The following is a 25850-nucleotide window of genomic DNA, read 5'->3' as shown; positions in this document are numbered from 1 at the left end:
GAGACGTTCGGCAGGATGTGGCGGAACATCACGCGCCAGCGCGAGAGGGAGAGCATCTGTGCCGCCTCGATGTAGGGCCGGGCCGACTGCTCAAGCACGCCGGCACGCACGATCCGGATGTCTGACGGCGAGAACAGCGCGATCAGCAAGGCGACAGTCACCCAGTACCCGCCGCCGAACACGCCGGCGACGACGATGGCGGCCAGCAGCACCGGAAGGGCCAGCAGCAGGTCGGTCCAGCGGCTGATGAAGAAGTCGAGCCAGCCGCGTTCGTAACCCGCGAGCGTGCCGAGCAGGATGCCGAGCACCATCGACCCGACAGCGACGCACACCGGTCCGACCAGAGCCGACGCGGTGCCTGCGACCGTCATGGCGAACACGTCGCGGCCGAGCTCGTCAGTGCCCAGCAGATGACCGTCCTGTCCCGGAGCCAGGAGCGCGGAGAGGATGTCTTGGCGCATGGCGTCGGGAAACAGCAGCGGGCCGAGAACCGCCGCCAGAACCACGAGAGCGATCAGGCCCACCGACAGGATGATGAGAATCGGCATCCGGCGGCGGCGGCGCGTCGGCGAGGTCATGAGTTCGATCGCGGCGGTCATGCCGGCACCCCCCGTTCGCGAACCCGCGGGTCGAGCAGGATGTAGGCGATGTCGGCCAGGAGCGCGATCACCGCGATGACGATGGCTACCAGGAGCGTGAGCGACTGCACGACGGCGATGTCTTTGAACAGGACGGAGTCCTGCAGCAGGGTCCCCAGGCCCGGCAGCGCAAAGGTCGTTTCTGCCAGCACCGTGCCGCCGACGAGGAAGGTCAGCACCAGGCTCGCGCCGGTCACGATCGGGATCGCCGCGTTGCGCAGCGCAATGCGCTGGACGCTGCGCTCTGACAGGCCCCGAGCGCGGGCCGAGGTGACGTAGTCGGTCTCGAGCTCGCGGAGCATGGCGGTGCGGGTGAGTTTCAGGATGATGGCGCCCAGGCCCAGGGCGAGGGTGATCGCCGGGAGGATGAGATGCCAGAGCGTGTCGAGCCCGCCCGACCCTGCCCCGTACACCGGGAAGACCGGGAGGTAGTACGCGAAGACGTAGAGGAGGAGCAGACCGACGGCGAACGTGGGTGCGCTGAGTCCGACGACCGCGAGCGCGCTGGCTGTGCGGTCGGATGCTCCGCCTGCCCGCACGGCGCTGCGCACCCCGAGCGGAATAGCCACCACGAGGGCGATGACAAACGCGATCCCGCAGAGTGCCGCGGTGAGCCCGACGCGGGAGGCTATCGCGTCGGCGACAGGCGTCTGCAACCGGATCGACTCGCCGAGGTCGCCGGTGACGAAACCGCCGAGCCAGCGCACGTACTGCACAAGGAACGGGTCATCGAGATGGTACTGCGCGCGCACCGCGGCAATAGCTTCGGGCGAGGACGGCCGGTTGCCGAGCAGGTTCTTCACGATGTCTCCCGGCGCGAGGTACATCAGCGAGAAGACGATGAAGGAGAGAACCAGCAGCACGCCGAGCATGCCGAGCACGCGCACCGCGAGCATGCGGCCGAGCGGCCGTGATCGCGGGGCGCGTGCCCGGAGGGGTGAACCTGTTGTCACAGTGGTGGTTCCGTCAGTGTCACTGCGCCGCGCGGTAGAGCTGCGTCGGCCACGACGAGATGAACGCAAACGAGCTGTAGTCGTTCATCCCGAGGTCGTTGGCAAACGCGGTGGCGGACTGACCCCACCAGAGGGGAATGTTGACGGCATCCTCGGCTTGCAGCGTCTCGGCCTGGATGAGCAGGTCGATGCGAGCGCTGGGGTCGGATTCGGCGCCGACCTCAGACAGGAGCGACATGATCTCGGGGTTGTCGTACGCAGCGGGGTTTCCGACGCCCAGCAGGTAACTCGGGATCTCGGCGGGGTCGCCGAGCGTCGAGAAGTACCACATCATGTTCAGCCCGTAGTCGCTGGAGGCATCCAGGCTCGCGAGCCACTCCTCGATCGGAACCTCGCGAACGTTGAGGGTGATGCCGATCTCGGCGAGGTTCTGCGAGAGCGCCTGCGCCGCCGTGCCCAGCTGCGGGCCGGTGTTCGGGGTGAGGATCTCGGTCTCGAACCCGTCGGAGTAGCCGGATTCTGCGAGGGCTGCCTTGGCGGCATCCAGGTCGAAGTCCCACTGCGGGATCTCGGCGAGCTTCTCGCGCGCGACATCCGGGGAGTACACGGCTGCGAGCGACTCGGGGGTCATGATCGCGGTGGCGGCTTCGCCGTGCCCCCGCAGCAGCTTGTCGACGTAGGCATCGCGGTCGACAGCGTGCGCGATGGCCTCGCGCACCTTGGGGTCATCGAACGGGGCGACCGACGTATTGAAGTAGAGCCCCACATACGACAGGTCGTTGATGTAGTCGACCCGCATGGTGTCGAGGTTCTCCCACTGCGTGGACTGCGCGAGGGGAACGTTGAACGCCACGTCGATGTCGCCGGACTGGGCTGCAAGGAGCCTGGTCGACTCGTCGGGAATGAAGTTGACCGTGATGCTCTTGACCTTGGGCTCCTCGCCCCACCACGTGTCGGTGCGCTCGAAGGTGACGTGGGAGTCGGGTGCGAACTCGGTGACCTTGTACGGGCCGGTTCCCATCAGGAGCGAGGATGCCGTGCCGACGTTTCCATCGTTGGCTTCCCAGAACGCCTTCGACGTGATGAAAGCGGCGCCACCGGTGCTCATGTTCTTCGCGAAAGCGGCATCCGGCTCGGCGAGGGTGACCGTCACCTCACTGTCTCCGGTCTTTTCGACCGACTCGACGTTGGTCATGTAATACGCAAGGCCCGGCGAGGTCGTTTCGTCGCGAGCCTCGTTGAGGCTGAAGACGACGTCATCGGCGGTGACCGGGGTGCCGTCTTGGAACGTCGCGTCATCACGGAGTTCGTAGACGTACGTCACGTCATCCGGCTGCGACCATGACTCAGCGAGGGCCGGCTGGATGGCGCCGTCGGCGTCGATCGCGACGAGACCTTCCTGCGCGATCGAGGCGATGTAGTAGTTCAGGATGCCGGACTCCTGCCCGACGTACAGGTTGGAGAGCGAGCCGGGCAGGGCGACCGTGATGCTGTCGATCTGCTCACCACTGTCAGCCAGGGCGGTGCTCGCCGACGGTGCCGGGTCGGCGCTGCACGCGGAGAGCAGAAGGGCTCCCGCGGCGACGACGGCGCCCGCTTGGGCGAGGCGGGCGGTGGACGGGAAGGGCATGGGACTCTCCTCGGGGGGTGTGGTTCGGGTGGGGTATGTCGTGCGGGACGAGCTGAATCGGGCACGGTGGCTTGCGCTGCGCCGTCTCGCATCGAGAATGACCTCGACGTCGACGGGTGACGGGCGAAGCGAGGCGAGCACGCGAAGCGCCGCCTCGACGGCGGGGATCGTTGCGGCCTCGACGAGAACCGTCGCGGTGGCGCGCCGAGTGAGTGCCGGAGTCAGTCCCCACACCCGCACGCCATCCGGAAGGTCGATACCCGCCAGAGCGCTCTCGGCGACGAAGGTCGTGCCGACGCGGTGACGGGCGAGCGCGACAGCTGCAGCGGCATTCGAGACCTGCATGTCGTCGGTTGCGCGGGGGCGCTCGAGTCGCTGCGCGAGCAGGTCTCCGGGAGACCCGTCGCCGCGAATCCAGATTTCGTCGGCCAGCAGTGCGGGATCGATGCGTCCGCCGACCGCAGACATGTCCGCGGTGCTGACCGCGACGATCTCTTCCGCGAACAGGAAGCTCGAGCGCATCCCGCTGCGCCGAGCGATCATGTGGCGTTCACCGCTGACGGCAAGAGTGAGGGTCACCGCGATGTCGGCCCGGCCGTCTTGTACGAGAGCGAGGGCCGAACCATTGTCGGGTGCCTCCAGGAACGAGGCGTCGATCTCGGGATGCTGCGCGGCGAGGCGTCCGAGCGCGGGGGCGACGACGGTGCCCACGGCATCTGCCGAGGCAGCGATCCGGACGAGGTCGGCCCGGCGGCCCAGCATCCGTGCCAGTTCGGTGGCCGCTGCCGTCAGGCTCGCATCGATCCGGGGTGCGTGCTGGGCGAGCAGCGCACCGGTCGGGGTGAGACGCGCAGCGCGCGCGGTGCGTGCGACCAGCGCGACCCCGAGGCGAGCCTCGAGCCGCTGCACGTGCTGGGTGATCGTCGGCTGGGAGTATCCGAGCGATCGGGCGGCGGCGCTGATTGAGCCCGTCTGGTCGATCGCGACCAGGATGCGGAGGGAATGGACATCGAGTGCTCGAGTGAGCGCATCGATGTCGATGTCACCTCGTTGATCCATAGCGAGATGCTATCCATGGCCAGGTTTCGATGGTGTAACAATATGTTTCTGACGGCGCTCCTTGCGACGATGGCGCTGCTGCACACTCCCCGCGACGAAAGGCTCGTCATGACAACCACCGAGCAGTGGCGCGCGCACCGCGACGCCGCCGTCTGGTCGCCCGGCGGAATCGCCACGCTCGCGGCGACGCACTGGCTGGACCCGACACCACGCTCCTTCGAGGGCGTTCCGGGTGACTGGCACGCCGAGGACGGACGGGCCATCGGGTCAATTCAGTCTGGATTCGTCAACCTGGCGTCCGGCGAGCGCTGGGAATCCGGAGGCCTCGAACTTCGAGGTTTCGAGCGTGACGGCGCGGTGGCGCTGCGCGTCTACGACCCGTCGGCGCCCACGGCGCGAGGGATCTCACAGATCGAGCGCTGGTCCGTTGACGATCGGATGCGGCTCGTCGCGCGACTGGAGCTCACTCCACGCCGCGATGTGCCGACCCTCGCGGTTGACGGTTACCAGAGCACCGATGACTACGAGGGACTCCTGCACCTCGCGCTGCCAGACGGAGATGTGGCACTGTGCGTGCAACTGCTCGACGACGGCTCCCTGTTCGCCGCGTTCTCCGACGCGACCAGCGGAAACGAAAGCTACCGATTCCGGTTCCTGCGGATGCCGGCACCGGAACCGGACGGATCGGTCACCGTCGACTTCAATCGCGCCTATCTCCCGCCCTGCGCGTTCTCGGACGGCTACGTGTGCGTCTTTCCCCCACCCACCAACCGCTGGGACGTGCCGGTTCGTGCGGGCGAGCGCCTCGTCCGCTGAACCGAACCGCCCGCGTCATCAATCGATAATCCGATCCGGCGCCGAGAATCCGAGCGGGAGCCGTGCGCATGGGCGCCCGATCGGATTCTCGCGGGGAGGTTCGCTCTAGAGCAGGCGGCGGGCGGAAGCCCAGGCCGTCAGCTCGTAGCGCGAGGACAGCTGGAGCTTGCGGAGCACGGCAGACACGTGGGTCTCGACGGTCTTCATCGAGATGAACAGCTCGGCTGCTACCTCCTTATAGGCGTAGCCTCGGGCGATGAGCCGCATGACTTCCTGCTCGCGGGCCGAGAGCCTGTCGAGCTCGTCGCTCGCTGCCGCAGTCTCACCCGAGACCGCGCCGAACGCGTCGAGCACGAAGCCCGCCAGGCGCGGCGAGAACACGGCATCCCCGTCGGCGACGGCGCGCACCGCGGCACTCACTTCGGCGACCGACGAACCCTTGGTGATGTAGCCGCGGGCGCCGGCACGGATGACGCGCACAACGTCTTCGGCCGCATCCGAGACGCTCAGAGCCAGGAATCGGGTCGACGGTGCGGCGGGGGCGGCTCGGCGGATGACGGCCTCGCCGCCCGTCGCCGCGGCGACCTCACCTGTCTCGCCCGGGAGGTGGACGTCCAGCAGCACGACCTCGGGCTGTTCCGCAGCGATCACCGCGACGGCTGACTCGACGTCCGACGCCTCGCCCACGACCTCGACACCTTCGAGCGTGGAGCGTAGCCCTGACCGGAAGATCGAATGATCATCGACGATCACGACGCGGATGCCGCTCATGCCGCCCCTCCCAGCCGCAGGTGCACCTCGGTGCCACCTCCCGCGCCGCGCCGCAGCGTCGCGGTACCGCCCTCGCGTCGCATCCGTCCGATGATCGATTCACGCACACCAAGACGATCTGCGGGCACCGTGTCGAGCTCGAAGCCGGGACCGCGGTCACGGACGAACACGTCGACGGATGCCGCGCTGCCCTCGATGTACACCGAGACCTCGCCGCCGGCGTGGCGGGCCGCGTTGAGGATCGCCTCGCGCGCCGCAGCCGCCATCTCGCCGCTGGCTCGCTCGGCCGAGGTCCCCGCGACGACGACGTCGATCCGCACCGGGTAGTCGATCTCGAGGGCTGCCGCGTAATCGCGCAGGTCGGTCGGCAGGTCGCTGTCGGCGGGTTCGTCGCCGTCGTAGAGCCAACCGCGCAGCTCGCGTTCCTGGGCGCGGGCGATACGAGCCACTTCGCTCGAGGCACCTGCCCGGTTCTGAATCAGCGCGAGAGTCTGCAGCACCGAGTCGTGCAGGTGCGCGGCCATTTCGCTGCGCTGCTCCTCGCGGATGCGGCGCACCCGCTCCCCCGACAACTCCCGCCACTTCTCGACGAACGTCGAGGAGTTGACCAACACGATCCCGCCGATGAGGGCGAGCGCGCCGATGAACGACACGACACCTCCCTGCTGCAAGGTCGTCAGTTGCACGATCAGAAGCGTGCCGAGCGCTGCGGATGCCGCAATCCGCACCCCCAGGGCGTGGCGCGGACCGCGTGCGGGATCGGATCCGTCGATGAGCGTTGCCCACAGCCCCGCAGTCACGGCGAGCAGGATTGCCGCGAGCATTGCCGTCCACCATTCCGGACGAGTGGCGTAGACGACGTCCCACCGGGAGATGGTCGCCGCGATGCCACACGCGACGATCACGGCGAGGACCGATAGCGAGGCAAGGATCCACGCCACAGGCGCCCGCCGAGAGGGCGCCTCATCGCCGTCCTGCCACGGGGTGAAGACCCAGATCCACAGGTAGAGCAAGATGCCCGCACCCCACAGGAGGCAGAGCGCGATGAACAGCATCCGTACCGCGAGAATGCTCCACCCGAGGTGTGCGGCAAGACCCTCCGAGGTCCCCGACACGAGGCACGCGCGCGGCCGTTGCAGGGGCGGGCGCGCGGGCAAGGCGGTGGCCGACGACATGCCGCCATCCAATCACCCGGATGCCGGCAGCAGGTACCCGGGACCTCCGGAATCAGGGTCCACTCAGGGGATCACCCCATCGCCCCGAGACATCCCCGTCCGCCACGATCGAACCATGAACACTTCGACGGAACCTCCCGCGACCGATCCGGGTCTGCCTCCCCAGCGGCCGGCAGCGCCGACTGGTTCGGACCGGTTCTTCGCCTGGGTCCGGGGACTCGGTGTCGTCCGCGCCGACGGCTGGCTCGGCGGTGTCTGCGCCGGTATCGCTGCCCGCATCCGTGTCGACGCAGCGATCGTGCGCGGCATCGTGGTCGTGGCGGCAGTGCTCGGGTTTCCGATGCTGCTGCTCTACGCGGTCGCGTGGGCGCTGCTGCCCGATGTCGGCGGACGCATACACCTGCGGGAGGCGACGCGGCGACGCTTCGATCCGGCCATGGTCGCGATCATCATCCTGCTGGTGGTCGGCTTCGTTCCGGTCGTGCCGTGGTTCGGCTGGATGATGCCCGGGTGGAACACCGGCCCGATCGGGATCATCGGTTGGATCATCGGACTCGCACTCGTGGTGGGGCTCGTGATCCTGCTCGCTCGTGCGAGCGCTCGTCCCGCGAGGGACGCTGGCGCCTCCTCCCCCTCAGCATCCCAGGCAGCAAGCGAGAACACTGCAGCGGATGCAACGCCGACTGCGCCCCCGGCCGAACCGCTGCCTCCTGAGCGGGGCGCCGGCAACGCCGAGATCGCCGAGTGGCGCGCCCGCCACGACGCGTGGCGTGCAGAGAACGACGCGTGGCGTCGCTCGCAGAAGGATGCCGATCGCATCGCCCGCGATCAGGCCCGGCGCGAGCGCGAGGCCGAGGCCGCAGCATTCGCGACAGCCGCGAACGAGAAGCGCCGCATCCGTCGCCTGTCCCGTCCACGTGCCAGCGGCGCGTTCGTGGTGTCGGTGCTCGGGATCGCTCTCGTCGCCGGTGCGGGAGCCGCGATCTGGCATACGGCGATCGATCCGGCGAACACGAGCACCGCCGGGGCATACGGATTGTTCACCGCGACCCTCGTGCTCGCGGTGTCGATGATCGTCGCCGGGCTCATGCGTCGGCGTAGCGGCTTCCTGGCGTTTGCGACAGTGGTCGCACTGTTCGGCGGGACGGTGGCAGCCACGATTCCACCCATCGTGACGTATGCCTCCGAGTACCAGGCACGTTTTCACATCACCATCGAGAACTCGACGGAGCCTCAGGGAGTCATATCGCAGGAGGACGGCGAACTCTACCTCACCATTCAGCCGCTCCCCACGGAGCAACCGCCGCCGCTGCTTATCCGCAAGGGCGACGGCTACACGACCATCACGGTGGTCCCCGGCGTCGCGCTGGATCTCAACGCGTCCCTGGGGACCACCGAAGTCTGGTACGACCGCTGGGATGAGGGGAACCAGGAGCACGTGGGTCCCCAACGAGTGCCCACCGACGATAACGGCAGGCTGCAGATGGTTCTCGCCTACCCCCAAACCCCCGTACAGACCACACAGCGCGTCGTCCTCGACCAGGACAGCGGCCAGGTCTATCTCTCCTTCACGAATCTCGTTGGTGGCGACCCGCTCAGCGAGTCATCGCCCGAGCCGCTTCCCACCCTTTCTCCACTTCCCGCCCCGTAGGGCGCTGCCCCGACCCACTTCGAGGTGACCACGATGTCCACAGAGAACTCCACCCCCGCATCCCCCACCGAAAACGCCGACATCGACGACCGCGACGACACGATGACCCTCGAGGTCGTCGCGTCCGAGAAGCCACCGCTGTTCCGGGCCCCCGCGCCGGAGAAGCCTGAAGCACTCGCGTCGACGTCGGGCGACGCATCCGTCCCCCTCACGCCCCCGGCGGCAGAGGAACCCGCGGCGCCGGTGCGCGTTGCAGAGCTCACCCCCGCGCACCCCGGCGTCGAAGCTCCGCGAACACGCTGGGCAGCCGTTGTCTGGGGGTTGTTCTTCGCCGCCGTCGCCATCGGCGGCCTGTGGCTCCTGTCGGAGCCGTCGCGCCCGAGCGCCGCCGTCGAGTGGGCGGCAACGCTGGATGCCGCGACCGGAGTGGCGATTCTGATCCTGGGGCTCGGCGTGATCCTCCTCGTCACCGGAGCGGCCGGCCTCCTGCGCCGCACCCAGCGCCGCCGCAGCCTCGACTGATCCTCACGGCTCGCCCGAATCCCACCTCGCGCACAGGAGCGACTCCCACAATGGACCTCATGCGCACGCTCCTGAACATCATCTGGCTCGTCCTGTCGGGGTTCTGGCTGTTCCTCGGCTACATGCTCGCGGGCGTCATCCTGTGCGTGCTGATCGTCACGATTCCGTGGGGCATCGCCTCGTTCCGCATCGGTTTCTACACGCTCTGGCCGTTCGGGCGTGAGGTCGTCGACCACCCGCGCTCGGGGGTGTTCTCGTTTCTTGGCAACGTCGTGTGGGTCATCCTCGCCGGCTGGTGGCTGGCGATCGGTCACATCCTGTCGGGACTCGCGCTGTGCATCACGATCATCGGCATTCCGCTGGGGATCGCGAACTTCAAGCTCGTGCCGGTGTCGCTCATGCCGCTGGGCAAAGAGATCGTCGAGAAGCGTCGCGGCGGTCAGTTCGACCGAGCCGCCGACTCGTTCTCGCGCTGATATCAGGCGGTCCGCCCTCTATCGCACCGGCTCAGACCCCGGTGCATCTGTGGTCGCCGCGTAACCGAGACGACCCCGGGTCACGGCGATGAGCACCACCGCCGTGAGACCGAAACCGATGAGCACCGGAAGCAGTCCGTAGTCCGTGAAGATCGGGGCGGGAAACAGCGGTGCAGCCACTCTGTTCGCGAACGCGTTGAACGAGGCGTGCATCAGAATCATGATCAGGAGGCTTCCCGCGGCGTTGTTGAAGACCCACGTCATGATGATCGTCAGCGCCACGATCATGACCGTGAACATCGCGATGTTCGCGACGGTCGGTGGGGTCCACACCCCACTCCAGAACAGCGGCAGGTGCCAGGCTGCCCACAGCACACCGAGGATGAGACTCCCCCGCAGCGGGCCATGACGCTCTTGCAGCCGGGGCAGCGCGAAGCCGCGCCATCCGGGTTCCTCCCCCAGGGGCCCGCCGAGCAGAACGGTCATGAGGAACGCCATCGGATACCCCACCAGGGCCGCCAGTGCCGACGGATCGAACGACTCCCCGGCGCCCGGAACGAGCAGGGTCCCGATGATGATGACCAGCGGTATCCCCACCAGGACAGCGAGGTACCAGCGCACACCCACACGCCACCGGACGAACCGGCGCAGCAGGGCCACGACGCCAGGGCCACCCTCGATCAGCGCCGTGACGAGGAATGCCGCAATCAGCGGTCCGAACGTCGCGACAACGATCGCAATGGCGACCACGGCGACGGGGATCGATGGGATCACACCGAGCGTGGCCAGAGCCAACGGCACTTCGATGACCCATGAGAAGGCAAACGCGACGACGAAGTAGGACGTCAGCGGATACCGCACAGGCAGACGCCGCGACACGGCGCCGGGTCCCCCGGCAGTGCTGTCCACGGCTGCCATGCCGCCACTCTCCGCTCTCACGTCGCCGCTGCGAGAACCAACGGGTGACGGGCTCGGCGGGTCAGGACGATCTTCCCACAGCTGCCCGCCACGAATCGTCGCTCCGTTCGGGGCGGGCATGTGCCGCGGCTCAGCCGAGTGCTGCGACCCCGGCCGCGATCACGGATGCCCCGACGACGGCGAGTGAGATCGCGAGCACGACGACCCCGGCCCACAGCAGCGCCATGGCCTTGCCCGGCTTCTGCGGATCGCGACCGATCACCGCCAGGAAGAATCCTGCGGGAACCAGGATCGCCGAGGCGAGCACGCCGACCGCGGCCCACTCCCATCCGCCGGTCACGCCCGCCGACGCCTGCGCGAGCGCGCAGACGATTCCGAGGATGACGAGCACGCCGGCGTGCGCGTGGCCGGCGCGAAAGAACGTCTTCTGCAGACCGTTGAACGGATAACCGCCGGTCGTCGTGCGCAGCACGAAGGTGCCGCCGTAGGCAATGGTGATGACCGTCAGCAGGGTGGCGCCGACGACGATCGACAGGATCGGGGACATGGATGCTCCGCTTCGACTCTCCGCGCCGCCGGCGCGCATTGGATAGTTTCACTACCCAATATAGGATAGTGCCACTATCCAAGCAAGGAGCAGCGTGCGCATCTCTGAACTGTCTGAACACAGCGGCATCCCCGTCGCCTCGATCAAGTTCTACATCCGGGAAGGAATGCTCCCCCGCGGCACCGCGACCTCCGCAACCCGCGCGGACTACGGCGACGAGCACCTCGCGCGCCTGCGCGTCATCCAGGCCCTCAGCGACGTTCGGGCGCTGCCGCTCGCGCGGGTGAAGGAGATTCTGTCCCTCATCGATGCGCCCGACGAGACGCCGTACGCGACGCTCGGAAGGGCCGTGAGCGCCTTGCCGCCGTACGCCGACGAGACGAACACCGACCGCGCGCGCGAGACGATCGAGCGACTGGGGCTCACCTACGACGAACGTTTCGCCGCTGTCGGGCAACTCGAGGCGGCGATCCGCGGCATCGAAGCGGCGGGGCTCACCTGGGATGCCGAGACCGCCGCCCGCTACGCCGGCCCGCTCCTGCGGGTCGCGGCGGCCGAGCTGCTCCCGCTGGCAGAGCTCAGCGAGAGCGAGCAGGTCTCGTACGCCGTGCTCGGCACCGCGATGTACGAACCCGCCATCCTTGCCCTGCGTCGGCTCGCCCACCAGCATCTCCTTGCCACGCGAGCGACGGATGACGACATGTGACGTCACGGTCAGAAACACAGCAGCCGCACGTCAGGGGTGGCGGTTAGCGTGGGGTCCTCATCGCGGCGGACCGGATGGTTCCGGGCACCGGTTCATACCCGGTCGCGCAGCGGGTTCGACTCCCGCCGTCGCGTCGATCAGGGCTCACCGGCGCGTATCTTCGAGCCGTGCGCGCTATTTCACCGAGCCTCGATCCGCGTGTCGTAGCCGAGATCGACGCTCGCTTGTCAGCTGTGGCAGTCGAGCACGACGTGCGCATCCGCTGGGCGATCGAGAGCGGCAGCCGCGCGTGGGGCTTCCCTTCGCCTGACAGCGACTAGGACTGTCGGTTCATTTTCGTGCGGTCCCCAGACCGCTACCTCTCGCTGTGGCCCGAGCGGGATGTCATCGAGACGACTCTGGACGCGGTCTTCGATGTCAACGGTTGGGATCTGGCGAAAACCGTGCGACTGATAGCGAAAGGCAATGCCACCGCGATCGAATGGCTGCGGTCCCCGATCATCTACTCCGGCGACCCCGACTTTCGCGATCGGCTGTTGACGCTGGCGCTGGCCGTCGCGGATCGCGCCAGCGTCGGCCGCCACTACCGATATGTCGCGCTTCAGCAGCGCTCGAGTGCGCCCTCGTTGAAGCGCTTCTTCTACGTTCTTCGCCCCGCTGCGGCGCTGCGCTGGCTCGCCGTCCACCCCGACGAGGCGGTGCCACCCTCAGTCCTCGCGCGTGGCATCCGATGTGGCGGTCGTCTCCTCCCCAGGATTCTGAAACAAAGCCCTGTCCACAGCCGCTTTTCGAGTGATGGCGACGGGCCTGCCAATGTCGGAGGTTGGTGATGTAGTGAAGACATGAACATCCTCACGGCAATGCGCGAGCGGCTCGATCAGCTCGCTGTGTTCGCCGAGCTGGATGTCGAGCCCACGGGGCTGCCCGCTGGCGCAGCGGCCCTGTCGGACGCGTCGGTGCTGGAGGTGCTGCGTCACGTCACGGCGATCGCCAATGATGCCGAGCGCCTGCAGTCGGTGGTCGCCGGTGTCGCGGCAACCAGGTCCCGACGCGAACAGGGGCATTCGGGTTTGGCAGCGGGCCAGGGGCACGCGTCGCCTGCCGCGCTGATCCAGTCGATCACGGGCGGGAGCCGTGCTGACGCGCTGCGCCAGCTCCGCGTCGGGGCGGCCTTGCTCGATGAGGGCGGGGCATCCGCGGCGCCGATGGACGCCGAGAGCGGCGACCCTGCTGGCGATGGCGGGGACGGCGACGACGCACTGTCGCTCAACGCGGATCTCCCGAGCACTGCCGCCTCTGCACGAGAGCCGTGGCACGCGCCGCTGCGGGTGGCACTGCTCGAGGGCCGACTCACACCAGCCCAGCACGACGCGATCCGCGGCGGACTCGGGGAGCCCGACGCCGAGGACATCGACCCGGCCTCGGCGGCTCTCGCTTGGTCGGTTGCGGCGGGAACACTCGTCGACGAGGCAGTCGAGGGAGCATCGGTCGAGGAACTGCGAAGCCGGGCACGGCAGATGCGCGACATCCTCGACCCGACAGGGGCGGCGTGCCGGTTCCAGAACCGCTACGAGAAGCGCTCCATTCGGATGTGGATCGACCAGCACGGCCAGCATCACGGCCACATCGCGTTCGACGACGAGATGGCGCTGTTCGTGCGGTCGATGTTTGCGGCGGCACTCCGACCCCGGCGCGGCGGACCGCGCTTCGTCACGGATGCCGAGCGTGTCGCAGCTGCGGACCTCATCGCCGACCCGCGCACCAACGAGCAGCTCGAGTACGACCTTCTCGTCGACGTTCTGCGTGCCGGCGCGGTGGCTGAGGCCGCCGACGTCTTCGGTGTTCGCCAGCCGGGAGTTCGCATGGTCATCGTCAAAGACCAGGCGGGCGCCCGCGACCCGCTCGGCCGGATGATCGCCACGGGCCACGCAGAGGATGGCGGAGACGCTTTTCCCGGGGCGATCATCGACCGCGCCCTGTGCCAGCACGGCTCCGTCGATGTCACGGTCGACAGCCGGGGCAACCCCCTCGACCTCGGACGCGAGCAACGCCTCTTCAGTGCGAAGCAGAAGCTTGCGCTCGCGATCCGCGACGGCGGCTGCGCCGGCATCGGATGCTCGGTGCCCGCCGCGTACTGCGAATCACATCACATCGACCACGTCGCAGCGGGCGGTCGCACCGACATCGACCGCGGCATCCTGCTGTGCCGGTTCCACCACATGCAGCTTCACAACAACGGCTGGCGCATCGTCCGCGACGGACTCGGCCCGTTCATCCTCATTCCGCCGCCCGGGCACCGATCACCGGACGGAACCGAGACACCACCCCGAAGACTTCGCACGAAAGCACCGTGGGCCTGGGCCTGGGATCCACCCCCACCGCCTGAACGCCCGCCCTGGCGTACCCCGCCTTCGCCACCTGCACAGCCCGGGGCGGCGCCGGCCGAGCCTGCTGTGTCCGGATCGCACTACAGCGCTGTTCCGCGACCGATCTGACGTGCCGAGGGTCGTCAGCGTGTCACAGCGTCACGCCGCCAGGTCAACGCCAGGAACACGCCGATCAGCGCGATGACAGCACCGAAGCCCGCCGCGAACCACGGCGTATCGGGCGGGATGTCGAGATAGGTCGTGATGCCGAGGATCCGCGCGAGACCCCACGGCAGCAACCCCATCTCGTCATTCCACAGCGTCAGCGCCGACTCGAGACCGACGAGCCCGATCACCGCCGCGGGAACCGCCAGCCCGGCCCCGACACCGGCGAGCACGATGCCCGTCGCGCGGCGGGCGCCGAACTGGCTCGAGAGCGCCCACCCCGCCGCGACGAACAGCCACACGAACAGCGCGAACGCGATCGTGATGTAGATCGAGCGGCGAAGCGGATCGGTCCAGAAGGCGAACCAGTATCCGCCCGGCCCCGTGAACGAGAGAGCGAGCAGGGTCAGGATGCTGCGCAACACCAGCACACCACCGACAGCCGCGATCACCGGCCACGGCGAGCGCTCGCGCACGAAGAGGCGCACGACGATGAGGAATACCAGCCATGCACCGAGCACGACGACCAGGTGGGTCCACGACAGGAACGAGGTCTGCACGGCGCGAGTCGCCACGAGCAGACCGCCCGGCACGATGATCAGCAACCACCGGTCAAGCGGCAGCATCCCGAGCGTCGATTCTCGTGCCCGCCACGGCCTTGTCGCTGCAAGCCACGTAGCCCGCGCCGCCGCGGCACCTGGCCGACCGACAAGTCGCGTCCGCGCCGCCAGCATCCCGATGACGACCCACGCCACCGCGAGCACCAGCAGGATGCGGGCAAGCCACGCCATCGCCAGGTCACGGTCCGCGCGCTCGACACCGAGCTGGGCGGCGGTGAGGTTATATGCCGGGTAGTCGACATCGCCGGTGTAGGTGGCTGTGTGCTCGGCCGCGAGCGCAACGAACGCATCCCTGTCGCTCTGCCACGCGGCATACGCGTCGGCCGCGAGAGTGTCGTGCCACTGCGCCTGATGCAGGATCATCGCCCGGTACGACGAGAGCAGGTGCAGCACATCCGCCTCGTACGCGAGAGTGCCGACAAACGCCTCGCGCATCGCGGGGTCGCGCCAGGTGGAAGCATCCGTCCCCGAAACCAACGCCTGCATCTCATCAACTGCGGCGGCCGCCCGCTCACCACCCGCGATCGCCTCGTCGATCTGGTCGCGCGAGACCTCGTAGATGACATCGAGAACAGCAGAATCACCGGTGAGGATGTCCCACTCGAAGATCCACATCATCGGCGGCGGTTCGAGCCCGATCGCAAAGACCCGCTGCTCGGCAAACGGCTCGATATACAGGCCCTGCGTGATCGCCTCCCGAGAGAGCGCCATCGCCTCGGCGATCGCCGACACGGTGGCGGGGTCGTCGCTGAACCACTCGCGCGCCCATCCCGCGGTCACCGCCGCGACGTCGGCATCCGGATCCCGCGCCAACACTCCCGCAAGCTGCGTGTTCAGCTCGTAGAGCTGCCAGAAGCCGGTCTTCAGGTACAGGGTCATCGGGCCGGCCCGCCACGGCCCGCCGTCCTGCGTCCAGACCCAGACGCCCTCGATGTTCGGGTTCTCGGCGAGCAGGGTCTGCAGCGCGTACTGATACTCGGGGCCGAGATCATTCGGAAAAGCCCCGAAGTTCTCGAACTCGCGCCTGCTCTGGAACTCGATGATGCGGCGCTGATCACCCTGCGCGAGCGTGTCGTTCAGTGGCATCCAGCTGTAGAAGTCGCCGAGCGTGTACTTCGTCGACACGATCAGCGCTGGCGAGTCGATTCCCGTCAGCACCTCGTCGTACGACTCCTCATTCGTGTGCATGTCACCGACGGCGCCTACCCCGACGCTCCACGATCGGAAGATCACCTCACGATCGGATGCCTCGGCCTGCCCCGTGAACGCCTCGAGCATCGCCTGCACCTGAGGCGCCTCGGTCACGGCCAGCTTCGAGGACACGTCCCAGCCGTCGACGTCGTAGACCTCACCCGCTTCGCCGATGCGGATCAGGATGCCATCCAGCGCCGGCGCTGCAGCGTAGAGCTCATCGAGACCCGTCGTGTAGACATCCCAGAGCTCCGGATTGGCAGTGTCGAGCGAGCCGAACCGACCCACGAGGTACTGCTCGAGCGGAGTCGTGAGAGCGAGCATGTCGGTACGGAGGAAGACATCCATTCCGAGCTCGTCGGCTCGATCCCACAACGGCGCGAACGCCTTGCGCAGGGCCAGAGCGCGCGCCGTGTGATCGTCGCCTTCCGCATACACACCGTCAACACCGTCGAACGTCACGTACTCGACGAATCCCGGAAAGGCCACGGCCGTGTATCCATCGGCGAGCACGTGCCGCAGAAACGCGTCGAACTCGTCGTAGGCTTCGGCGAGCGCATCCTCGTCGATGTAGGGAGCCTCGGGCAGAATCACGTCTTCGAAGGCTCGGGATGCGTGGGAGTAGTCGGTCCCGGCGGCCCAGGCCTCGGCGACCGGAACCACCCCGACAGCCCCGAGGTCGACCATCCGGAACGGCAGGCGAGAGCTCACCTCGACGCCCACGTCCACGACGGCCGGCTCTCCGGCACGGATGCGGGCCGCGATGTCGTAGAGACCCCGAACCGCGCCCGCCTCCCCCGCGGCCACGATCGTGAGCGCTGCCGCGTCACCCTCAAGGCGATAGGACTCGTCATCCGGGGCATCGCCCGCGCTGACCGTCAGGGGCGCGTCGGCACCTGTGCTCGGCGCATCGGCCACGGCATCGAGCAGCTCGTCGAGCGCAGCCTCGTAGCGGGGTCCGCTGGGCGCGTCAACGCTCGTGAACTGCGGCGGCGCGACGACATCCACAGCGGGGGCAACGGCCGGCGGCGGCGGCTGCATCTGCGCAGCGGCTTCGGTCCGGATGCCGAGGGCGTCGGTCACGACCACGGCAACGCCAGCGCCGAGGGCAAGCAGAACGACTGCCGTGGCACCAGCGAGGATGCTGCGCCGCACCGCCGAACTCATTCCCTCACGCTACTGGGAATTCGGGTCAGGCGATGCGCGTGCCCGGCGGCAGCGTGCGCGACGGCGTCCTGGTGCGCGCCCCGCCCCACCACAGCAGCGCCCCCGCGAGCACGAGCTGCACGGCGAGGCCCACGAACCAGCTCGGCGTCGTCTGGTTGTAGATCTCCTCGGGCGTGGGCGTCGGCTGCGGCATCCGCGCGCAGTCGTCCCAGGTCACGGTGTCCTGCGGCGGGATCTGGGCACTGCGGACGAGGTACGAGAAGTTTCCGAAGAGGTCTTCGGGGTACCCGCTCGTGTCGAAGCGTGCCGGTGTGGCGTCAGCAAGGATGACGAACGGGTTCGCCGACAGAATCCACCACACGGTGTCGAACCTCGGCACCTCGTACGTGGTGCTCTCCCAGGGGCCGCACTGGGGCGGGTTCGAGGTCATGCCGGTCGCGTCGTCGTAGATGTAGCTGCGGTACGACTGCGTGACCTCGGTGCGGATCGCCGCGCCACCGAGCGTGAACGCGATCGGCGTGCCGATGACGAGGGCCGCCACCACCAGGTAGGTCACGGCTACGGAGAACAGCGGACGGGCAACGATGCCGCTGAGACCCACACCGATCGCGGCAATGATCGCGATCTCCACGATCAGCACCACGAGAGAGACCAGCACGACGAGCGGGTCGACTCCGCCGCTGACGGCGGCAACGAGCATGAACGGCACCGCGATCACGGCGAATGACAGACCCGTGAGCCACGCCGCCAGGAACTTCGCGAGCACGATCTCGGCCGTCGTGGCGAGCGTCACCTGCACGGGCGCAAGGTTTGCGGCATCCCGGTCGCCGTTGATCGCGTTTCCCGACAGGGTCGGCGAGACGAGAACGGCCAGCAGCAGCACCACGAAGACGACCACGGAGTAGACACCGGCGCCCGCGCCAGCACCTCCCGCGTATGAGAACGAGAGCAAAGACAGGGCAGTCACCACGACGAGAATCGCGGCGAACACGCCGAGCATCACGTACCAGGCGACGCTGCGCACCCGCTGGGTCAGGTCGAGACGGACGAGCGTCCACAGGCGGGTCCCGCTCATGCTCCCTCACCTCCACGCAGGTCGAGGAAGGTCTGTTCCAAATCACCGACGGCGGGGGCGAACTCCGTCAGCGGGATGCCGCGCTCGACGAGTCGGCGCAGCGCCCCGGCGGCATCCTCGTCTGTCGCGAGCGGGATCAGCACGTCCGAACGGTCGACTCGAACTGCCTCGATCGGCCACTCAAGCGCTGCGGCAACGGATGCTGCGGCATCCGTCGGCTGCCCCAGCAGTCGGATGCGCCAGTCGCGCGTGCGTCGTGCCGCGATCGCTGCGCCCGAGTCGACGGAACTCCCTTCGAGAAGGAACACCGCATCGTCGATGACCTCCTCGAGTTCGGCGAGCACGTGGCTGGACACCAGCACGGTGCGTCCCTCGGCGGCGAATCGGCGCAGCAGGTGTCGAAGCTCGACGCGGGCAGCCGGGTCGAGCCCTGATGCGGGCTCGTCGAGCAGCAGCACGCGCGGGTCGTGCACCAGCGCGCGGGCAAGTCCCAGACGCTGCTTCTGTCCACGCGAGAGCACGCGGGCAGGAGCTTTGGCGAGCGCGGTCAGGTCGACGAGTTCGAGAAGCTCGTCGGCGCGGGCTCTCGCGGCATCCTTCGGAAGATCGTGCAGCCGACCGGTGACGATGAGTGTCTCTCGGGCAGAGAGCGCCCCCCACGTGCCGAGCGAGTCCGGCATCCATCCCAGCAGGGCACGGGCCGCGTGCGGCCTTTCGATCGGATCGACGTCACCGATGCGGATCGTTCCGGCATCCGGGGTGAGCAGCGAGGCGAGCATGAGAAAGAGCGTCGTCTTGCCCGACCCGTTGGGGCCGACAAGCCCCGTAACCGCGCCGGCGCGCGCATGCAGTGAGACATCGCGAACCGCCTCGACCTTGCCGAACGAGCGACGCAGACCGGTCGCGACAATGCCTGTTGCAGCGGCGCCGGGTGGATCAGAGGCGGCATCCATGGTGCCACCCTATGCGAGGACGGCGGCTTCTCGCGGCCCCTCCGGCGGAGGTCGTCACGCCGTCGCATCCACGGGAGAAATCGCTGGCGGCAGGGTGAGCCGCGCGCACGTTCCACCCGTCGAGGCGGGTTCGAGTTCGATCGAAACGCCGTTCGCGTCTGCCAGATTGCGGGCAATCGACAGGCCGAGGCCGACACCCGGTAGCGCCTGCTGGCGGGCGAAGTCCGTGCGATAGAACCGATCAAAGGCGCGGCGACGCTCCGTGTCGCTCATCCCGACGCCAGAGTCCGTGAGTTCGATCGTCGGGCAGTCCCCCTCACGTCGTGTCTCCACGGAAACGGTTGCGCCTCGGGGGGAACAGAGCACCGCGTTGCGCAGGAGTTCCTCGACGATGCCCCCGAGGCTTCGGGCGTCTACGCTCGTCGTTTCGGCGCCGTGATCGGTGAAGACCACGCTCACCCCGGATTCTTGGGCAAGGCCCGACTGGCGCTCGATCACATCCCCGACCGCCAGGGCCACGCTTGTCGTGTGCGAGAGCGCCCGCACCGAGTGCCGGTAAGCCGAGAGCAAGTGTTCGACGGTGGTGAACAGGCGCTGTGCGGCCGAATCCACCCGTTCGAGGCGGGCTGCCACCCGGGGAGAGACCTCCTCGGTCTGCGCCAGTTCCGTCTCTCCCATGAGCACGGTCAGCGGGGTCCGCAGTTCGTGGTTCACGGCATCCAGGAAGCGATCGCGCACCTCGATCGCCTCCACGAGGTCGGTGACGTCGTGGGCGATGAGGACAGTGCCCAGGGGCTCACCGCCCCGGAAGATCGGCCTGGCCGAATAGCTCACCGCGACCTGGTCGGTGTCGCCGAGCCACGCGATGCGGCCCCGCACCTCGCCGCTGCGGGCGAGTGCCGTCACGGTCTGTGGCGAGGGGAACAGCGGCGTCCTTCGATCTGCGGAGTAGATCTTTCGACCGGCCAGCGCGGGTTCTCCGGTCAAGTCGATTCCGGCCAGTCGGGCCAGGCGACGGGCGGCGTCGTTCGCCGTGAGGACGCTCCCATCAGGGCCGAAGACCAGAACGGCGTCTTCGGTGGCCTCGGAAACTGCCTGCAGGATGGCCGAAAGTCGCTCCCTCGCCTCGGCTGCTGCCTCCGAGGAAGCAAGGGCGGCCTCACGGTTGGCGACCTCCCGTCGAAGTTGATGACCGGTCCCGAACGCCGAGAGTGCGATGAGGGCAGCGAAGGTGAGAAACACACCGAACGCAATCCACTCGGGCGCAGAATCGGGCACCCGGCCCGCACCGATCGCCGGCATCAGGGGAATGGCCCCCGCAAGCACGATACCGACCACGACCGCCGGCAGCGAGAACGCGGCGCCGAGCCAGACGAGGGGGAAGACCATCATGAAGCCGATGCCGTCGACCACATCGACGGCATCGTTCCGAATCAGGGGGATCCCCACGAGCGCCGCGAGCGGAACCAACGCAATCCACGCCGTATGGGTGCGGGGCCGCAACCGGGCCAGGATGCCGATGGCGATAGCACCGGCGAGGATGAAGCCGAACCCGGCGAAGGCCGCCGGGGTGAGCGCACTGTCGCCGTAGATCTGGGCGGTGACCATGACCCCGACCGTGGCGGCGAGCAACGCAAACTGCGTCCACGGCTGGATCTGGAGCGAGAGCAGAATGCGCTCCGCAGACGCAGATTCCGCGCGCACGCCGGGATCTGTGGGTTGCAGACCCCGTTCACCGCGCTGCACAGGTCCATCCACCTCAGGTCACCCCTGCCACAAAGATTCGCTTCCCCGGCGCCGTCTGTCAAGCATTGGACAGGGGGTCGTTGGCTTCGAGCGGACCCGCGGGAGTCCTGGAGCGAGCACGCCGGGCCGGCTCGGGATTGCCCTCGCACGCGCCAGAGCGAGCGGCGCCGCGATCACGGCCATGGCGGGGCCGAGGCCCCCGCGCATCGCTCGTGGCGTCTACACCCTCACCGACGGCCTAGACGCCGAAGACCTCGACGCCAAGGTCGGCGTGGTCGACGAAAACGCCGTCGAGACCGGCCCTCTGCAGCACCGCCCACTCGCCTCGCCAATCGCCGTACTCCGCGAGAGTGCCCGTCTGATACTCGGGAAGAAGAAACGCGTTCTCGGGCCGACACGTCCACGTGAAGACGGCGAGCCCCCTTGCGTGCGCCCGGTCGACCAGCGGCGCCGGACCGGTTGCGCGGCCCTCGGCATCCGGGGCAAGGATGATCATCTTGTCGGGGCTGATCCCGTCGACCTCGGTGGCGAGGACATCCAGTCCGTCGGGCGCCATCCAGTCGGCGTAGGTTCGCGCGGTCGGGTCAGAGAGTTGATCGGCAGGGATGCCGTCGGCGTCGATCAAGAACACCAGCTCAGCGCTCGTGCCCCGCTCGCGCAGGTGGCGAAGGATGGCCAGTTCGAACGACTCGATGACCACGCGGCGTTCGTTCCACCCGCTCGCTGCCAGCTCGGACTCGACAAGGCGCGCCATATCGTGACCGAGCGACGCGAAGTAGGCGGCGTGCTTGATCTCGATGACGGGGATGACCTCACGCCCACCCGCGCGATGGTCATCCAGCAGCGCGAGCAGGTCCCGAAGCCGCAGCGGCGGTTCCTGGTCGTCGAAGGCAGCACTCCCCGGGCGGATGCCCGGAATCCGCTCCCGGCAGCGGAGGGTCGCGAGCTCATCCCAGGTGAAGTCCTCGGCAAACCACCCCGAGTGGTCGAGCCCGTCGATCCGCTTGATCGTGCGCCGGCCGGCGAACTCGGGACGGTCTGCGACATCCGTCGTGGTTGACAGTTCGTTCTCATGACGGATGACGAGAACCCCGTCCCGGGAGACGACGAGGTCGGGCTCGACGGCGTCCACCCCCATCTGGATCGCGAGCTCGTACGAGCTGCGCGTGTGTTCGGGACGGTAGCCGGGCGCACCGCGGTGGCCGATGATGAGGGGCCTGCTCACGCGCTCAGGCTAGCCGTTCATGGCGGCTTCACAGCGGCCACGGGTCATTCAGGTGCCCCCGTCCGATAGCCTTGATCAACAGCAGACGGCTGTTTTTCACGAACTTTGGAGTGTGAACTCGTGGCGGCTGGAAACAACCCCGCATTCAACAACCCCGCGTTCCAGGAGCAGGGCGCGGGCCGCGCTTTCCCGACGAGCGGCCAGACCGGCTCCGGGGCGCAGACGAAGTACGCGCCCCCGGCTGCAGCAACGGACGCCGCGGTCAACGCCCAGCTGGAGGGTGCCTACGCAGCGCCGTCGGCCGGCGCGATCGAGACCGGGCGGATGACTGTCGAAGACACCGTCATCAAGACGATCGGCCTGTTCGCGATCCTGCTGGTGACGGCTGTCGCTGGGTGGCTGTGGACGATGGCCCCGGTTACCGCGGCGAACCCGAGCCCGACGATGGCGCCGTGGATCATTGGTGCACTCGGCGGATTCGTGCTTGCGATGGTCGTGATCTTCACGTCACGTAAGAAGATCCGCCCGGCTCTCATCTGGGGCTACGCGGCCTTCGAGGGCCTGTTCATCGGCGCGATCTCGGCCTTCTTCGAGTTCATCTGGCCCGGCATCGTCATCCAGGCAACGCTCGCGACCGTCGCTGTCGTCGGCGTCACCCTGGCCCTGTTCGCAAGCGGCAAGGTGCGCGCCTCCAAGAAGGCGACGAAGGTCTTCATGATCGCGATGATCGGTTACCTCGTCTTCTCGCTCATCAACGTCATGCTGATGATCTTCAATGTCCCGATCGCCGGTGGCGCATTCGGTCTGCTGAGTCAGCAGGTCTTCGGAATCCCACTCGGACTGATCATCGGTGTCTTCGTGGTCATCATGGCGGCGTACTCGCTGGTGCTCGACTTCGACTCGATCCAGCAGGGTGTGCGTAACGGCGCCCCCCGCCAGTACGCCTGGCTCGGCGCCTTCGGCATCATGGTCACTGTCGTGTGGCTGTACGTCGAGATCCTGCGAATCCTCGCGATCCTGCGCGGCAGCAACTGACGCACCGATCTACAGAAGGGCCGCCCACTCCTCGGAGTCGGGCGGCCCTTCCGCATTCGTCGCACCGCCCGCGCCCCGCATCCGGCGCGCGCCTGACCCCTCACCCCTGTCGCAACGGCGCATCCGCTACCCGACACGCCGTGCGCACACCCAAGACGCCCGGCGCGTCGGACATCCTGTGCGCCGTTGCGACTCGAGCATCCGGCGGCGCTAGGGGTCAGCTGCTGACGGGGTCGACCAGGGCAGTGCGAACCGCGTCGCCGAGGGCGCGCATGGATGCCGCGGCATCCATCGCCGCCGCAGCTGCTCGTCCCGAGGCTGAAAGCTCCGAACGGAGGCCACGGTCCGAGAGCACGTCGATGAGCGCCGCGGCGAGGGCGTCGATGTCGCCATCGCTGACGAGCACCCCTCCACCGTACGCGAGGGTGTCGCGGGGCCCGTAGGGCATGTCGTAGGCGACCACGGGAACGCCGGCCGCCAGCGCCTCCAGAATCACGAGAGGCTGCCCCTCGTTCGTGCTCGCGAGCACGAGAACGTCGGCGGATGCCCAGGCCTGCGTCGCCGGATCGGCGACGTGACCAAGCCACTCGACAGCATCGGCGACGCCCAGCTCCGTCGCCAGAGCGCGCAGCTGCGCACCCGACCCGCCGTCACCGTACACGCACAGGTGCGCGGCGGGGACCGCGGCACGTATCGCGGGAAGCGCCCGCAGCACGTGATCGACGCGTTTGCGAGGAATGAGCGAGTTCAGGATGACGATGCGGCCGGCAACGGGATCGCTCGGCGCCGACACGACCGGCGCAGGATGCGGCACGACGAACGACCGCAGTCGGCCGCCGAACCGACGCTCGACGTCGTCGCGCTGCGAAGGCGTGAGCCACAACACGCCGTCAAACCGGTCTGCGATCTCGAACCACCGCTGCCATGCGGCATCCATCGGCGAGTCCCACTGGAACGGGGAGAGGACATGACAGGCGTGCGTCGTATGCAGCACACGGATGCCGGCATCCAGCGCAGGTCCGCCAGACGCGACCAGCGTCTCGCCGATCTGCCGCGCCTCGCACAGCACGACAACCGGGGCGCGCTCCGCGCCGCCATCCGCCGATTCGGCTGCGACAGCGTTCAGCCAGGCGCGGTAGAGGCCACCGAACCCCGGCAGCCACCCAATCACGTCTCCGTCGCCGTCGTAGATACGAACCGGAGCGTCAGTCAGATGCCACGCGGCATCGCCGCTCACCACCGGCAAGTCGAGCATCGCCGCGCCCGAGCCGTCGGTGACAACCCGCGTCGGCCACGGGGAGGACGGCACCGGCCCCGGAATCGCCGAGCGCCGCAACCACGACGGATCCGAGCGCGCGTCATCGAACAGATTCCGAAGACTCCCCTCACTGCCAAGGAGACCACGCCGCACCCACTCGGCTCGATGAGTGTCGTGGTCGGCAGTTTCCCCCGGATCGACCGTCAGGAGCGTGATCTCCGCGCCCGCGGCTGCCATATCGAGCGCCCGCCGGAGCACCGAGATCGTGAAACCACCGTCGCGATCGGGAACGAGCCGCGACGCAAGGACGAGGTAGCGCGCCCCAGGCAACGCACCCCCAGCGGTGGGAGCTACTCCCACTCGCCCGCTCCGACGGTCACGTGCCACACAGCACCATCGCCCGAGTGTGAGCGCCGCTCCGCGTCACTCCCACTCGATAGTCCCCGGGGGCTTGGAGGTGACATCGAGCACGACACGGTTGACCTCACGCACCTCGTTCGTGATGCGGTTCGAGATCCGCGAGAGCACGTCGTACGGCAGCCGAGTCCAGTCGGCGGTCATCGCGTCTTCACTCGAGACGGGGCGCAGCACGATCGGATGCCCGTACGTGCGCCCATCGCCCTGAACGCCGACCGACCGCACGTCGGCGAGGAGCACGACCGGACACTGCCAGATCTCGCCGTCCAGCCCCGCCTTGGTCAACTCTTCGCGGGCGATGGCGTCGGCATCACGCAGGATCTCGAGGCGGTCAGCGGTGACCTCACCCACGATCCGGATGCCAAGGCCGGGCCCCGGAAAGGGCTGGCGGCCGACGATGACATCGGGAAGTCCGAGCTCGCGCCCGATGGCGCGGACCTCGTCCTTGAAGAGCGTCCGCAACGGCTCGACGAGCTCGAACTGCAGATCCTCGGGAAGCCCGCCGACATTGTGGTGGCTCTTGATGTTCGCGGTTCCCGCGCCGCCGCCGGATTCGACGACATCGGGGTACAGGGTCCCCTGCACGAGGAAGCGGATGGGTTCGCCGTCGGCCTTGGCCTCGTCGACGAGTTCGCGCTGGACCCGCTCGAAGGCGCGGATGAACTCGCGTCCGATGATCTTGCGCTTCTCCTCCGGGTCGCTCACCGCGGCAAGCGCCTCAAGGAAGGTGTGGCGCGCGTCGACGGTCACGAGGCGCACCCCGGTCGAGG

The 25850-nt window shown here is 68.1% G+C and carries 21 protein-coding genes, 1 tRNA gene and 1 pseudogene; 9 read left to right on the top strand and 14 right to left on the bottom strand.

Annotated features, from left to right (window positions below; translation table 11 throughout):
• The 3 genes from Q1V87_RS10325 to Q1V87_RS10315 form a co-directional block, all read right to left on the bottom strand.
• On the bottom strand, positions 1–599 hold a 599-nt coding region (locus Q1V87_RS10325), incomplete at its 3' end, for an ABC transporter permease (RefSeq protein WP_300592293.1).
• Positions 596–1534, bottom strand: a complete 939-nt coding sequence (locus Q1V87_RS10320) for an ABC transporter permease (RefSeq protein WP_300592290.1) — start codon at positions 1532–1534, stop codon at positions 596–598. The genes Q1V87_RS10325 and Q1V87_RS10320, both read right to left, overlap by 4 nt.
• Positions 1535–1610: 76 nt before the next feature.
• Positions 1611–4280 carry an ABC transporter substrate-binding protein gene (locus tag Q1V87_RS10315; protein WP_300592287.1) on the bottom strand — a complete coding sequence of 890 codons (2670 nt, stop codon included), beginning with the start codon at positions 4278–4280 and terminating at the stop codon, positions 1611–1613.
• A 42-nt stretch (positions 4281–4322) separates the two neighbouring features.
• On the opposite strand from Q1V87_RS10315, the gene Q1V87_RS10310 reads away from it, so the two are divergent.
• The gene (locus Q1V87_RS10310; RefSeq protein ID WP_300592284.1) at positions 4323–5096 is read left to right on the top strand and encodes a DUF1684 domain-containing protein; all 774 of its coding nucleotides are present in this window, start codon (positions 4323–4325) and stop codon (positions 5094–5096) included.
• Positions 5097–5201: 105 nt separating this feature from the next.
• On the opposite strand, the gene Q1V87_RS10305 is transcribed toward Q1V87_RS10310, so the two are convergent.
• A complete protein-coding gene (locus tag Q1V87_RS10305) occupies positions 5202–5867 on the bottom strand; it encodes a response regulator transcription factor (RefSeq protein WP_292709933.1) in 666 nt (221 codons plus the stop codon).
• Entirely contained in the window at positions 5864–7042 is a 1179-nt protein-coding gene (locus Q1V87_RS10300; RefSeq protein ID WP_300592281.1) for an ATP-binding protein, read from the bottom strand. Before Q1V87_RS10300 ends, Q1V87_RS10305 begins: the two co-directional genes overlap by 4 nt.
• A 115-nt stretch (positions 7043–7157) precedes the next feature.
• Between Q1V87_RS10300 and Q1V87_RS10295 the strand changes: the two genes are divergently transcribed.
• From Q1V87_RS10295 to Q1V87_RS10285, 3 genes are read left to right on the top strand one after another with little or no spacing between them, the layout of a single operon-like run.
• The gene (locus Q1V87_RS10295; RefSeq protein WP_300592278.1) at positions 7158–8693 is read left to right on the top strand and encodes a PspC domain-containing protein; all 1536 of its coding nucleotides are present in this window, start codon (positions 7158–7160) and stop codon (positions 8691–8693) included.
• Positions 8694–8726: 33 nt separating this feature from the next.
• The gene (locus Q1V87_RS10290) at positions 8727–9215 is read left to right on the top strand and encodes a hypothetical protein (protein WP_292709928.1); all 489 of its coding nucleotides are present in this window, start codon (positions 8727–8729) and stop codon (positions 9213–9215) included.
• A 59-nt stretch (positions 9216–9274) separates the two neighbouring features.
• Positions 9275–9691: a YccF domain-containing protein gene (locus Q1V87_RS10285; protein ID WP_292709926.1), complete on the top strand. Its 417-nt coding sequence runs from the start codon at positions 9275–9277 to the stop codon at positions 9689–9691.
• 18 nt (positions 9692–9709) lie between these two features.
• On the opposite strand, the gene Q1V87_RS10280 is transcribed toward Q1V87_RS10285, so the two are convergent.
• Entirely contained in the window at positions 9710–10609 is a 900-nt protein-coding gene (locus tag Q1V87_RS10280; RefSeq protein WP_300592273.1) for a type II CAAX endopeptidase family protein, read from the bottom strand.
• 130 nt (positions 10610–10739) lie between these two features.
• Entirely contained in the window at positions 10740–11156 is a 417-nt protein-coding gene (locus tag Q1V87_RS10275; protein ID WP_292709924.1) for a hypothetical protein, read from the bottom strand.
• A gap of 94 nt (positions 11157–11250) precedes the next feature.
• Between Q1V87_RS10275 and Q1V87_RS10270 the strand changes: the two genes are divergently transcribed.
• From Q1V87_RS10270 to Q1V87_RS10255, 4 genes and pseudogenes are all read left to right on the top strand, one after another.
• A complete protein-coding gene (locus tag Q1V87_RS10270; RefSeq protein WP_292709922.1) occupies positions 11251–11862 on the top strand; it encodes a MerR family transcriptional regulator in 612 nt (203 codons plus the stop codon).
• 61 nt (positions 11863–11923) lie between these two features.
• A tRNA-Met gene (locus Q1V87_RS10265) sits at positions 11924–11996 on the top strand.
• 33 nt (positions 11997–12029) lie between these two features.
• Positions 12030–12692, top strand: a pseudogene (locus tag Q1V87_RS10260) (nucleotidyltransferase domain-containing protein).
• Between the two features lie 12 nt (positions 12693–12704).
• A complete protein-coding gene (locus Q1V87_RS10255; RefSeq protein ID WP_300592269.1) occupies positions 12705–14357 on the top strand; it encodes an HNH endonuclease signature motif containing protein in 1653 nt (550 codons plus the stop codon).
• Positions 14358–14371: 14 nt separating this feature from the next.
• On the opposite strand, the gene Q1V87_RS10250 is transcribed toward Q1V87_RS10255, so the two are convergent.
• The 5 genes from Q1V87_RS10250 to Q1V87_RS10230 form a co-directional block, all read right to left on the bottom strand.
• Positions 14372–17371 carry a hypothetical protein gene (locus Q1V87_RS10250; RefSeq protein ID WP_300592266.1) on the bottom strand — a complete coding sequence of 1000 codons (3000 nt, stop codon included), beginning with the start codon at positions 17369–17371 and terminating at the stop codon, positions 14372–14374.
• Between the two features lie 25 nt (positions 17372–17396).
• Positions 17397–18446 (bottom strand): ABC transporter permease, encoded by a 1050-nt coding sequence (locus Q1V87_RS10245; RefSeq protein WP_300592263.1) that lies wholly within the window; start codon positions 18444–18446, stop codon positions 17397–17399.
• Entirely contained in the window at positions 18443–19399 is a 957-nt protein-coding gene (locus tag Q1V87_RS10240; RefSeq protein ID WP_292709911.1) for an ABC transporter ATP-binding protein, read from the bottom strand. Before Q1V87_RS10240 ends, Q1V87_RS10245 begins: the two co-directional genes overlap by 4 nt.
• 54 nt (positions 19400–19453) lie before the next feature.
• The gene (locus Q1V87_RS10235) at positions 19454–21103 is read right to left on the bottom strand and encodes a PAS domain-containing sensor histidine kinase (RefSeq protein WP_300592260.1); all 1650 of its coding nucleotides are present in this window, start codon (positions 21101–21103) and stop codon (positions 19454–19456) included.
• A gap of 280 nt (positions 21104–21383) precedes the next feature.
• Complete coding sequence (locus tag Q1V87_RS10230; RefSeq protein ID WP_300592257.1) at positions 21384–22370, bottom strand: glycerophosphodiester phosphodiesterase family protein; 987 nt, start codon at positions 22368–22370, stop codon at positions 21384–21386.
• A 120-nt stretch (positions 22371–22490) separates the two neighbouring features.
• Here Q1V87_RS10230 and Q1V87_RS10225 point away from each other — a divergent pair, with 120 nt between their 5' ends.
• The gene (locus Q1V87_RS10225; RefSeq protein WP_292709904.1) at positions 22491–23405 is read left to right on the top strand and encodes a Bax inhibitor-1/YccA family protein; all 915 of its coding nucleotides are present in this window, start codon (positions 22491–22493) and stop codon (positions 23403–23405) included.
• A gap of 217 nt (positions 23406–23622) precedes the next feature.
• Here Q1V87_RS10225 and Q1V87_RS10220 read toward each other — a convergent pair whose 3' ends face one another.
• Both Q1V87_RS10220 and guaA read right to left on the bottom strand, forming a co-directional pair.
• Positions 23623–24993: a glycosyltransferase family 4 protein gene (locus Q1V87_RS10220; RefSeq protein WP_300592254.1), complete on the bottom strand. Its 1371-nt coding sequence runs from the start codon at positions 24991–24993 to the stop codon at positions 23623–23625.
• A 93-nt stretch (positions 24994–25086) separates the two neighbouring features.
• On the bottom strand, positions 25087–25850 hold a 764-nt coding region (gene guaA / locus Q1V87_RS10215; protein ID WP_300592251.1), incomplete at its 5' end, for a glutamine-hydrolyzing GMP synthase.

Source organism: Microbacterium sp., assembly GCF_030149085.1.
Classification (GTDB): Bacteria; Actinomycetota; Actinomycetes; order Actinomycetales; family Microbacteriaceae; genus Microbacterium.
This window is presented reverse-complemented; position numbering and strand designations above follow the sequence as displayed.